Below are 12,123 nucleotides of genomic sequence, written 5' to 3'. Positions count from 1 at the left end.
TTAATCATGTTTATTCATCTTCTTTTCTCCGGCCATATGCTTCCCGTCATTCTTCAACAATCAACCGGAGTTTCTTGGCTCCTACCCGCGCCTGAAGCCACGCACTGATTTTCTCCTTTTCATCGTTCTTCGGATGGCGGGTAAACTTCAGCACGGCAAGTGCAATTGTATCTGTTTTCATCGAATCGACCGTCGTCTCAATCGTATGCGAAATAGATAAAGCCGTCACCGAAGGATAAAGTACTTTCAGTTCCGGAATGATTTTCCGGCTCATCTCATCGTAAGACTTATATCGTTCAAGGCTCTTCTGGAGTGTGGTTATCTTGACTTGTTGTTCCTGCAAACGTTGCTCGCTATTCTTATAGAAATCTTCCATTACCATGGCACGAATTGACGAGAGGTCCATCGCATCGTTATTGTTCATTCCCTGCAAAACAATCAGCTTCGTATTTTCCAGTTTATAGTCTTTCATCTTGCTGCGGGCAATGGCGATGGAAGCTTCCGGCACTTCCGGACCGATCAGCACGACACGGATCTCGCATGAATCTCCTTCGTAATGGATCTTCTTATTCAGAACCTGGGTATTATCAAAGTTGAGTTGTTCGGAGACAAAACGATTGGCCGCCGTCTCGAAAAAGGTACTCCGGATAATTCCCATCGTAAGATAAATAGCCGGACACATAGTCAGAATCACGATGAATACGATATATTGACGTACCTTCTTTTCACGGTTCTTGTCTACAAACTCTTTCCGCTGGAAGTGCATCAGCCGTACACCGATAAACGTGGCAAGACTGATAAATACGGAATTGATGAAATAGAGGTAGAATGCTCCCAGAAAATAAATCAGATTGCCGGAAGCCAACCCATAACCTGCCGTACAGAGAGGTGGCATCAATGCAGTAGCAATGGCAACACCCGGAATTACATTTCCTTTCTCTTTGGTAGAAAGGGCAACCACTCCGGCAAGTCCACCGAAAAGTGCGATGAAAACGTCATAAATTGTCGGTGACGTGCGTGCCAGCAACTCCGACTGCGCTTCGGCAATGGGAGTAAACAGGAAAAAAATAGTAGCCGTCGTCACGCTGAACGCCGTAGTAATCAGGAAGCTTTTCAGAGAGCGTTTCATCAACTCAAAGTCGTTCAGCCCTACCGATAGCCCCACTCCCATGATTGGTCCCATCAACGGTGAAATCAACATGGCACCAATAATGACGGCCGTCGAATTGACATTCAGTCCGAGTGAGGCCATGAAGATAGCAAAAATCAGAATCCAGAGGTTAGCCCCTTTGAACTCCACACCTTTCCGGATGGAATCAACCGTTGCCAGTTCGTTGTCTTTATCCTTTCTCAGGTCCAGATATTCTCTGAGAAATGCCTTAACGGCAAAAATGTTTCGATTGTCTGCCTTCATAACTATTTCTTCTTAATAAATCGGTTAATCACAGGAATCTGGCTCAATGGCAAATCCGTCCGGATAACATAAGCCACAAATATCAGTAACAAAACGGTACGGAAAGCCAGACGAAGTACCACATTTTGAATAGGTACCAGCTCTCCTGCCGCATAGAGCACTGCTGTAAGCAACACATACATACCGAGGTGCTTCAAGTCATAATGGATAGGGTATTTTTTCTGTCCGATCCAATAAGACAGAACCGTAATTACCCCATATCCGGCTACCGAAGCCCATGCCGAGGCCACGAATCCGTAAGTGGGAACCAGCAGTACATTCATTCCGACGATAATAGCACATCCGACCATGGAGAAATAAGCTCCCCAACGAGTTTCATCGATCAGCTTATACCAGAACGAGAGGTTAAAATAGATGCCTTTGAATATTTCCGCGCCAATCACGATGGCTACCACACTAAGTCCAGCCCAATAGTCGGGTGCCACCATATAACGCAAAATATCGAGATAGAACATAACTGTCAGAAAGGCAAGCAAGGCAAAAATAAGGAAATACTTCATCGCCTGGGCATACATCCGGCGATTGTCTCCTTCACGTTCCCTGCCAAATACAAACGGCTCATAGGCATAACGAAAAGCTTGAGTGAACATAGCCATCACCATGGCAATCTTGGTGGCAGCACCGTAAATACCAAGTTGCACCAGCCCTTCCTGACGATCGGTAAAGAGGAAAGGATAGATAATCTTATCCACCGTCTGGTTCAAAATGCCTACCAGGCCAAAAATCAATATCGGAAAAGAATAGACAAGCATCCGCTTCAACAGTGCCTTGTCCACCCGATAGGCAAAGCCACGAAGCTCGGGAATCAGGCAAAAAAGTTGCAAACAGGTCGTTATCAGATTGGTGACAAAGATGTACCCTACCAGATAGGTCGGATTATAGAACCAATCCACCGATGCGGGAAAATGCACATGCAACCACGGGCAAAGCAACAGGAAGAACAGGTTCAGAACGATATTGGCAATGATGGAAACGAACTTAATGGCAACAAATTTAATGGGACGCTTTTTATAACGCAGATAAGCGAACGGGATGCACAGGAAAGAATCGAGGGCCATGACCACTATCATCATCCCGATGAAGTCAGGATGATCGCCATAGTCCAGAAAATTAGAAACAGGCTGAAGGAATGTCAGACAAAGGACGGCAAAGATAAGTGAAATACCTCCTACCGAGATCAGTGAATTGGCATATACTTTTGCCGGATCTTCTTCCGACTTATTGGCAAAACGGAAGAAACCGGTCTCCATCCCGAACGTCAACAGTACCATAATCAACCCCGCCCAGGCATATACGTTGGTGACAACCCCATATCCGCCGGATGCGGCAGGTAAGACCGCTGTATATAACGGCACCAACAGATAGTTCAGAAACCGACCAACCATACTACTCAGCCCATACAGGGCTGTATCTTTTACCAATGACTTTAATCCGGCCATGTTGTTTTTGTGTATCTAATCATTAAACAGTGTCTTCTGACTATCGTAAAGGCTGCGCCCAAGATGTTTGTAAGCCAGCTCCGTCACCTCACGTCCCCGGGGAGTACGCTTCAGGAACCCCTCCTTAATAAGGAATGGCTCGTATACTTCCTCAATCGTTCCGGCATCCTCACCCAGGGCAGTGGCAATCGTTGTCAATCCCACCGGACCACCCTTAAACTTGTCAATAATGGTGCAGAGAATCTTATTATCAATTTCATCCAGTCCGTATTTATCGATGTTCAGTGCTTCAAGAGCATAGTTGGCAATCTCCGTGTCGATAGATCCCGAACCTTTCACCTGTGCAAAGTCGCGCACCCTGCGCAGCAGCGCATTGGCTATACGAGGGGTTCCACGACTCCTTGAAGCTATTTCACCGGCTGCCTGAGACGAACAAGGCACGTCGAGTATACCTGCCGAACGGCGGATAATGCCACTTAATATATCGTCGTCATAATACTCCAAATGCAGGTTGATACCGAAACGGGCACGCAAAGGAGCCGTCAGCAAACCGCTGCGGGTTGTTGCCCCCACCAGTGTAAACGGGCTCAGATCAATCTGGATACTACGGGCCGAGGGCCCCTTATCGATCATGATATCGATACGATAGTCTTCCATGGCCGAATAGAGATATTCTTCCACTACCGGTGAAAGACGGTGAATCTCGTCGATAAACAACACGTCATTCGGTTCAAGACTGGTCAGCACCCCGGCCAGATCACCCGGTTTGTCGAGTACCGGTCCGGAAGTTATCTTAAATCCCACACCCAACTCGTTAGCGATAATATTCGATAAAGTAGTCTTTCCCAATCCGGGAGGTCCATGCAGCAATACATGATCCAGCGCTTCACCCCTCAGGCGAGCCGCCTTGACAAAAATGCGGAGATTATCGACCACCTTGTCCTGCCCGTTGAAGTCTTCAAAGCTCAATGGACGGAGGGCGTTCTCGAAATCCCGTTCTCTGCTGGTCAGTTGATGATCCCGTATATTAAAATCTTCTTCCATTTCTTTTTTATAAATAGGTAGCAAAGATATAGATTTCATCACAGAGTAGCACAGCGTTTCACAGAGTTTTTCCTTTGAAACGAGAAGTTCACCACAGAGGACACAGAGTTCACAGAGGATGACATCCCTATAAGCAAAAGATTAAATCTCTCGGTTCCCCGGATCCCTGTAGCCAATCCTGCAATACCCCAATTAACGCTTCATGTAATATTTTCGTTCGGCTTCCGTCAGTTTTTCTATCGAATAACGCAACATAGTTCGTGGCATCACCATCCTGTATTTATCCAAGAATCGCAACAGCAAGTCCCGGTCCTTCTTTCCCATCTCACGGAGCATCCAGCCTATAGCCTTCTGCATCAGGTCGTGCTTATGCTGCAACAACAACTCTGCCAGACGAAGAATATCGGTGAAATCGTTATTTCTGATCAAAGTAACCGTAGCCACTACCGCGATGCGCTGCTCCCACAGCAGATTACTCTCAGCCAGCCGATAAAGATCGTCACGTGATTTATCTCTCAGATATTCGCCTACAATATAAGGAGCCGACAGGTCTACCAAATCCCAGTTGTTAATACGTTCCGTTTGAGACAGATAGAAACGATAGATAGCCTCCCGCTCTTTCTCGTCGGACTTTTTAAACCGTTCCACCATCATCAGCAATGCACACAACCGGCATTCGTGCCACTCCGACTGAAGCAATTCGGCCATTACCTCAAAAGGGATGTCCTTATGCCTTTTAGCCACAATACGAGTATTGGGCACTACTACCCCAAGAAACTTGTCACCTTCGCCATACTGTCCTTTTCCGGTTTTAAAGAATCCGGGAAGATATTCCCGCTTCACCGGATCAACATAAGTCTCCAGCTCTTTTTGAATTTCTATCGATTTCATCGAGACAATTGAGTTTATAAAGTTACATCCTGACAAAAATAGGCAAAAAAGCCACAATGAATAGAAACATATTCTTAATTTTGTAGGAAAATTAACGGGTATATTTATGGTTCTAAATTATATCTGGATTGCGTTCTTTGTGATTGCTTTCGTAGTTGCCGTCTGCAAACTCCTGTTCTTCGGCGATACCCAAATATTCACGGAGATTATCAATTCTACTTTCGATTCATCTAAAACAGCATTCGAGATTTCCCTCGGACTCACCGGTGTCTTGTCCCTTTGGCTCGGAATAATGAAAATCGGTGAAAACAGCGGACTGATCAATGCCCTCTCACGCTGGCTGAGTCCGGTCTTCTGCCGCTTGTTTCCGGATATTCCGAAAGGACATCCGGTCATGGGTTCTATTTTTATGAATATGTCTGCCAATATGCTGGGACTCGACAATGCCGCTACCCCCATGGGACTGAAAGCCATGAAAGAGTTACAGGAACTGAACCCTAAGAAAGACACCGCCAGTAACCCCATGATTATGTTCCTGGTGATAAATACTTCCGGATTGATCATCATCCCTATCAGCATTATGGTCTACCGGGCACAGATGGGAGCTGCACAGCCAACGGATATTTTCATCCCCATCTTGCTAAGTACCTTTATCTCCACACTGGTAGGAGTCATCGCTGTCAGTATTTCCCAGCGCATCAATCTGATAAACAAAGCGATATTGACACTTATGGGTTGCCTGAGCCTTTTCTTTGGCGGAATCATTTACCTGACAGCTACGCTTTCACGCGAAGATATGGGAATTTATTCCACCTTGACAGCCAATGTGATCCTGTTTTCTGTCATCATATTATTTATCGGCACAGGCATTCGAAAAAAAATCAACGTATACGATTCTTTTGTAGAAGGTGCCAAAGAAGGCTTCACCACAGCAGTCCGCATCATTCCTTACCTGGTGGCATTCCTCGTTGGAATCGCGGTTTTCCGTACTTCGGGGGCTATGGATATACTCGTTGGAGGTATCGGCTCCATTGTGGCATTCTGTGGGCTTGACACCGGTTTTGTAGGTGCACTGCCGACTGCCTTAATGAAATCACTCAGTGGAAGCGGTGCCAATGGCTTGATGATCGATACCATGAAGCAATTCGGACCCGATTCATTTGTCGGACGTGTGAGCTGTGTGGTTCGCGGAGCTTCCGATACTACTTTCTATATTCTGGCTGTTTACTTCGGCAGCGTAGGCATCACGAAAACACGTAATGCGGTGACGTGCGGACTGATTGCCGATTTTGCCGGAATCATTGCAGCAATTCTAATCAGTTATTTATTCTTCTTTTAAAATAAAAACAATTATGGCCGTAACTTATCAAACAGAGGGTGTCAAAATGCCCGATATCAAGAAACGCGAGACTACCGAATGGATCAAAGCCGTAGCTGCCACTTATGGGAAAAGAATCGGTGAAATCGCCTATATATTCTGTTCGGATGAAAAAATACTGGAAGTAAACCGCCAGTACTTACAACATGATTACTATACAGACATCATCACCTTCGACTATTGTCAGGGTGACCGTCTTTCTGGAGATTTATTTATTAGCCTGGAAACGGTAAAGACTAACTCAGAGCAATTCAACACGACTTATGACGAGGAATTACACCGTACCATCATTCATGGAATCCTCCACCTTTGCGGCATTAATGACAAGGGACCCAGAGAGCGGGAAATCATGGAAGCGGCAGAAAACAGGGCATTGGCGATAAGGAAACAGTGATACTTGAAAAATAATAAGATGGAATGGAGTAATTCCTACATATTTACTCCACTCCACCTTTACAGGTAAACTCAAGTTCAGGTTATTTTTTTAGCAGACACTTTGACAAAGGAATATAAACAGAGAATTGCCAGTTTGAGAAACGGCTATCTTTAAAAGCCGAAATCTTATTATTTTTCACAAGTCCTTGTTTATAAGAGAAGGCAAGTTCAGCAGGCCCAAAATCATAGCCAATTTTAGCCAATACAGGAATATCAAATGTTCTTGTTTCCCATATATAATAGGTTGGTTGTACTCCCACACCTACATGAAGTCCTTTCACTATTTGAAAGTTACATGTTCCTGCCAATGACAAAGACAAATTCTGTTTATCACCGGATGGTCCACTATATACTGTATTCTCCTCAGTAGGCAAATAGCTAATTCTATAATCACACTTACTATATCCAAACAGTGCGTCTACATCATAAAAAAAACGTCCTTTCTGAGGCACCAAACGAAAACGGTACCCGGCTTCCAAAACAACTTTCCGGTCTAAAAAAGAACTTCCTTTATCTACAGGTAAACCACCATAAACACTTGGAGTATGAGAAGAAATATGCCCTCCGCCTATACCCAGAATGATACCACTACCTTTCTCTACCTGTTGTCCGAAAACAGCTATCGGTAAAGACAAAAACAATAATAAAATTAATTTTTTCATAATCTGTAACTGGTTATTATTTAGCTATTTTATCTGTATCTACCGTCAGCCGATACTCTCCTTCAATTCCCATGCTGCTTCATATTCATCATAAAGAGATTTAAAATTTACATTAGCATCCCCTGAATGTTTTCTACATCATTACCACATGCGGGAAATAATACGACAAAAGAAATTGCTGCAAACAAAATTCTCTTCATTGTAAAATAATTTTTGGTTGTCAATATTTGAAATATAAATGTCAAAGCTATCAAAATCTCGTTCTAAAAGGATAGAGAAAGAAGTACCCGTTATAGTATCATCAAAAACCGTCTGCCCTGTTTCAGAATCCACAATTTGTATCTTCATATTATTCAATGGAGAACTAAAACTTAAGAACAGTTGATTATCTTCAATATAACCGCAAGCAACAGGTAAAATATCTCTCCGGCTTTCTTCTGAAAAATGCGTATTCGTATGCACATTATGCTTTTTCTTCATGACAGCCATAACTGCATGCTCCATGCCATATACCTCTCCAGGCAATGCCAACAGTTGTAGGAGTATAAGCCCTGTAAATAGAACGTCCTTTCTCACTTTCATTGTTTCATATCGTTTTTATTTTGACTGCAAAATTACCCCATTTCTCCTTCTAAAAAGAAGAAACGAGATAACATAGACAACATTATAAACAACAGATTAACAATTAGAAAGCAGTCAGGCACAATAACATTTAAACCTTGTCAGGCTCCCACAAAGCTCCAAAAGGACTTTATTCAATTGGTTTCAACCATTTTCTTCTTCAATCGTAAACGCCGCTGGGCCACAATTTGTCTACTCACATTACCAAAACAATAAGCTATGGTTTGATCGTCAAATTCACAAAGTTTCAAACAACAATAAATACAGTCATCATCGGTTATTTTAGGATAGATATCCTTAAGGTATCGGATATAATCATCATAAATATCAAATAACACACCTTTCAATTGCTCCTGTTCTTTGATAAGAAGAACTTTCGGATCCCTTTTCACTCCATCTTGCCCCGGCTTAGCCTGACTGCTCAATTCTTGAATACGCTTAAAAATAGAAGTCTCTGCAAACAGACAGTTACGCAAGCGTGCTTTTTCATCAATGACACGGCACAATTCTGCCTGTTTCAAAGCTATTTCCTGTTCACGCTCCATGTCAGACTGTTTTAAAGCAGAGATTTGAGCCTCTAAACGTTCTATTTGTAATTGAGATAAAGCTGTTTGCTCATTTAAATGAGCTATACGCTGTTCGTACAGCAACTGGGCTATTCGACGTCGCCTATAAATACGTTGAAAAATGATAGCAATAACCAGCACAAACAAAACTCCTCCATAACAGAGCTGCTGGACTAAAAGCCTATGCCTTTCCTTTTCTTTTGCTACCTTTGCTTCTGAATCATATTTATACGCCAAGCGCTCAATATCGGAGGCTTTGTTTAACGAAAAAATAGAGTCTATATTATCGCCATAATAGGACTGATATTCAAAAGCTCGTTGATAGTTACCCCTAATCTTCTCAACCTCAGCCAAAGAATACGACGCTAATATCTTCCTTTTAAAATCAGCAATATCAAGTGTACGCTTTAAATAATATTCTGCAGAGTCTAACTCTTGTTTATCCAAATATAGTTCCCCAAATGTTAACCACAAACTATAGTAACTAATAGAATCATTCTTCTCCGTCAGATAATTTTCGGCCAAACGAGCATACATAAATGCAGAGTCAACATTCTCACAATTTAGGCTCATACGTTGGTATATATTACTCATAAAAACAGAATCTTTCAAAGCCAATGCTAACTCTAAGGCTTGATCGAGATAAAACAAAGCTTCCTTTTCTTTTCCTTCAACAACACGCACCCATCCCATATTCGAAAGAGAATATATTAATACTTTATGGTCATTCAGTAAAGAATCACATTGATAAGAGCGATAAAACGCATCAAACGCTTTCTGATAAAGAGATTGATGTAAATAAATTGATCCCATATCTTCATATAGCATTCCTTTCAGCTTTAATTCCTCCCCGGTATTTCCTTCAACTCCCTGCAAAGCAGTAAAGTAACTCTTCAAAGCCTGTTCAGTCATATTCATTTGTTTTTGGATCCGCCCTTTATAAAGCCAAGCTTTAGCCCAATTAATACCATCTTTTTTAGCATAATAATCTAGTGCGGCATCAATCAGTGAATCACAGGGAAGAAGTGGCAAAAAGTTTTTATCAGTAGCCTGTGTCAAAAGTAAACTGAAATATGCTCGGTCACCCGCTGAATAAGTAGAAACATCAAGTTTACGAAGATAAGCCAACGTACGTTCAGGAGATATCTCCATCAAAGACTCGGCATATCTCAAAGAATACGGATACGGTGACGAAGAACGTTGACAAGAAACTACTCCGCTCACTAAAGACAATAAAAAGATAAAACCGACAAATGTCTTATTCATAATTATAATGCTTTATGATGACAAACTTACGATTCTTTTCAGCCACTTCCAAATTTTTCAAGGGAAGACAACTGTCTATCTGTCATTCTGTATTTTTAAACCTTTCTAAAACGCTCTATTTCCGTCCAACCGGAAGACTCATTAAAAAAAACGCCTGTATTTCGATTCTCGCGATATCAATAAAACAACAATTTGCCATTTATACGAACAATATATTCAGAAGCTGTTTTGAATTATAAAAGATCAATATAATATATTGTTTATCAACCGATTTATCAAACACCATCTCTTAACCTTATGGTTACCAAGACATAAGTTATGAATAATTATCCAACCAACCTCACTGATAAACAGTGGTAAGTTATAAAAAATATAGTAGAAACCAAAGAAAGGAAACGAAAACATCCCTTACGTGAAATGATAAATGCTATGTTATACCTTACTAAGATCGGCTGTCAGTGGCGAATGCTTCCCAAGGAATTTAGTCCTTGGCAGACCGCTTACTTCTATTTTCGTAAATGGAACCGGAAGGAATCTTTGAGGAGTTGATGCATCATCTTCGAGAATCAGTTCGAAAAGCTTTTGGCAAAGCTATCAGCCCCGGTATCGGACTCATAGGTTCCGGAAGTGTAAGAACGTCTCATCATATAGACAGCCGTAAATATGGTATGGATGGTGGAAAGAAAGTCAAAGGCAGAAAAGAACATATTTTTGTCAACACGCTTGGCTTACCAATGGCAGCCACGGTTCATACTGCCAATATCCACGACCGTATAGGGGCTGTCGAACCTATAAAACAGCTTCGGTATTCATTCCCAAGATTGAAGAAGATTATAGCCGACGATAGGTATAGAGGAAAATTAGCGGATACAGTAAAGAATTGGAGTTGAGAATTATCTGTAGTACTTCGCCCTGAAGAATCGTCAAAGAAGTTTCAAGTACTTCCGCTCAGATGGATTGTAGAACGAACGTTTGCATGGATTGAAAACTACAGAAAAATGACGGCGGATTATGAATATAAAACAGAATCGGCAGAAGCAATGCTACAAATTACATTCTGCCAAATCATGCTTAAAAACTTATTATATAAATTCAAAACAGATTCTGAATATTTTTATAAAAATACGCATTTTTTAATTAAGACCACCAGCGTGTATAAAAAACGTCAACACAAATCAAAATAAAATTCGGACTGCAAATTCAACTCCTCCCCTTCCTCAACACTTGTTGCCACGAATATAAGCGTAACAACAGAGAATGCCTTTTCCTCTGTTACTTCTACACGAGGATCATTAAGCTAAAGCATATCAATCCAAGTGTTGGCAAAGCGTTGGATACAGCCAAGACCATTACGGCAATCAGAGCAAGAATGCCTGAGAGCGGATTTTTACACAAAAAACGCTCTTTCTTACCAACAAACATCACAGCATCCAGCCTCTGTTCGACAAACCGAATAGGATGAATTGATTGGAGTGGCACATTGACGAAATCAGAAAATAACAACTTAGACACAGCAATAAATGCCGGTCTAAGCTGTTATTTCAATTAAGTTTAGACTATCTTTGTACATTGGTACAAAGATCACTCTAAGCCTTCTTATTAATTCAATGAAATCGTATGATATTTAAAACTGATACCCTACTGAAAGTTGAAAGTTTGAATTACGCAAATCCATCTGCCGTTGAATTGCCCTTATACTATGTGAATAGTTGAAAGACGCAGTGAAATGGTTAGAAATAACCGCTTTCAATCCTATAGTTCCACCAAAGTCCCAATGTCTCAACTCTTTAAGTGGAATGACAGACACACTGCTACTGTTTGCATCATCCACCTTATAATAGCCATCAAAAGGTTTCCATTGAGTTGGCACATAAGCTCCATAATTTTCATAGGAGTGATAGACATCCAACGAACAGTTTCCTGCATTAAAACCATAACTTCCATAAATACCAATAGAAGGTATCAAATCGAGTTTATCTCCTAACTGAAACTTATATCCCAGCTTTAGAGGAAGCTCCAGATAGTTCATCTTAAACGAGATATGATTAAAAGCAGGACCAGCCTGGTATAAATCCACATGACCGGCATTAACAGTCAACTCCCTGTTGAGTCCGCCTCCTTTTTGTAAAAAAGACAAACCGGACATCAGCAACCATTTTTTACTAAAAGTGAAATCGGCAACCAGGCCAATCTGTACCCCGGCCGAACTTGCAGCACTCTCTGTTATCCTCTGACCTGAAACTATGCGCGAAGCAGTCATACCGGTTTCGATACCAAACTTCACTTGAGCCATACTGCTCATAGAAGCTACTAACATAATCAAAGAAACAAAATAAATCTTTTTCAT

General features: G+C 41.7%; 11 protein-coding genes and 1 pseudogene. 4 read left to right on the top strand and 8 right to left on the bottom strand.

Annotated elements, in window-relative coordinates; genetic code table 11:
• Window positions 1–46 precede the first annotated feature (46 nt).
• The 4 genes from JZY04_RS16305 to JZY04_RS16290 form a co-directional block, all read right to left on the bottom strand.
• Window positions 47–1,414: a TIGR00341 family protein gene (locus tag JZY04_RS16305; RefSeq protein ID WP_005779608.1), complete on the bottom strand. Its 1,368-nt coding sequence runs from the start codon at window positions 1,412–1,414 to the stop codon at window positions 47–49.
• 2 nt (window positions 1,415–1,416) lie between these two features.
• Window positions 1,417–2,913, bottom strand: coding sequence for an oligosaccharide flippase family protein (locus JZY04_RS16300; RefSeq protein WP_005812331.1), 1,497 nt, complete (start codon window positions 2,911–2,913; stop codon window positions 1,417–1,419).
• Between the two features lie 15 nt (window positions 2,914–2,928).
• Window positions 2,929–3,957 (bottom strand): Holliday junction branch migration DNA helicase RuvB, encoded by a 1,029-nt coding sequence (gene ruvB, locus JZY04_RS16295; protein WP_005779612.1) that lies wholly within the window; start codon window positions 3,955–3,957, stop codon window positions 2,929–2,931.
• A gap of 192 nt (window positions 3,958–4,149) precedes the next feature.
• Complete coding sequence (locus JZY04_RS16290; protein WP_122143275.1) at window positions 4,150–4,848, bottom strand: DNA alkylation repair protein; 699 nt, start codon at window positions 4,846–4,848, stop codon at window positions 4,150–4,152.
• Window positions 4,849–4,954: 106 nt separating this feature from the next.
• Here JZY04_RS16290 and JZY04_RS16285 point away from each other — a divergent pair, with 106 nt between their 5' ends.
• Window positions 4,955–6,187 carry a nucleoside recognition domain-containing protein gene (locus JZY04_RS16285; protein WP_005812336.1) on the top strand — a complete coding sequence of 411 codons (1,233 nt, stop codon included), beginning with the start codon at window positions 4,955–4,957 and terminating at the stop codon, window positions 6,185–6,187.
• A gap of 13 nt (window positions 6,188–6,200) precedes the next feature.
• On the top strand, window positions 6,201–6,620 hold the full coding sequence (gene ybeY / locus JZY04_RS16280) for an rRNA maturation RNase YbeY (protein ID WP_122143274.1): 420 nt from the start codon (window positions 6,201–6,203) through the stop codon (window positions 6,618–6,620).
• 82 nt (window positions 6,621–6,702) lie between these two features.
• Here ybeY and JZY04_RS16275 read toward each other — a convergent pair whose 3' ends face one another.
• The 3 genes from JZY04_RS16275 to JZY04_RS16265 all read right to left on the bottom strand — a co-directional run bounded on the left by JZY04_RS16275 (window position 6,703) and on the right by JZY04_RS16265 (window position 9,776).
• Window positions 6,703–7,323, bottom strand: coding sequence for a hypothetical protein (locus JZY04_RS16275; protein WP_122143273.1), 621 nt, complete (start codon window positions 7,321–7,323; stop codon window positions 6,703–6,705).
• Between the two features lie 141 nt (window positions 7,324–7,464).
• Complete coding sequence (locus JZY04_RS16270) at window positions 7,465–7,905, bottom strand: DUF3244 domain-containing protein (protein ID WP_122143272.1); 441 nt, start codon at window positions 7,903–7,905, stop codon at window positions 7,465–7,467.
• 173 nt (window positions 7,906–8,078) lie between these two features.
• Window positions 8,079–9,776: a tetratricopeptide repeat protein gene (locus JZY04_RS16265; protein ID WP_122143271.1), complete on the bottom strand. Its 1,698-nt coding sequence runs from the start codon at window positions 9,774–9,776 to the stop codon at window positions 8,079–8,081.
• Window positions 9,777–10,193: 417 nt separating this feature from the next.
• Here JZY04_RS16265 and JZY04_RS21345 point away from each other — a divergent pair, with 417 nt between their 5' ends.
• Together JZY04_RS21345 and JZY04_RS21545 are read left to right on the top strand one after the other, a co-directional pair.
• Window positions 10,194–10,325 (top strand): transposase, encoded by a 132-nt coding sequence (locus JZY04_RS21345; protein ID WP_309294930.1) that lies wholly within the window; start codon window positions 10,194–10,196, stop codon window positions 10,323–10,325.
• Window positions 10,295–10,960, top strand: a pseudogene (locus JZY04_RS21545) (transposase). The gene JZY04_RS21345 and the pseudogene JZY04_RS21545 overlap by 31 nt, the downstream one beginning before the upstream one ends.
• Before the next feature lie 440 nt (window positions 10,961–11,400).
• Here the strand turns inward: JZY04_RS21545 and JZY04_RS16250 are convergent.
• Window positions 11,401–12,123 (bottom strand): porin family protein, encoded by a 723-nt coding sequence (locus JZY04_RS16250; RefSeq protein ID WP_250706874.1) that lies wholly within the window; start codon window positions 12,121–12,123, stop codon window positions 11,401–11,403.

The organism is Bacteroides sp. 11BF (assembly GCF_019633765.1).
GTDB lineage: Bacteria > Bacteroidota > Bacteroidia > Bacteroidales > Bacteroidaceae > Bacteroides > Bacteroides hominis.
Note: the sequence above shows the minus strand (reverse complement) of the source record. Positions and strands in the feature narration are given on the sequence as shown.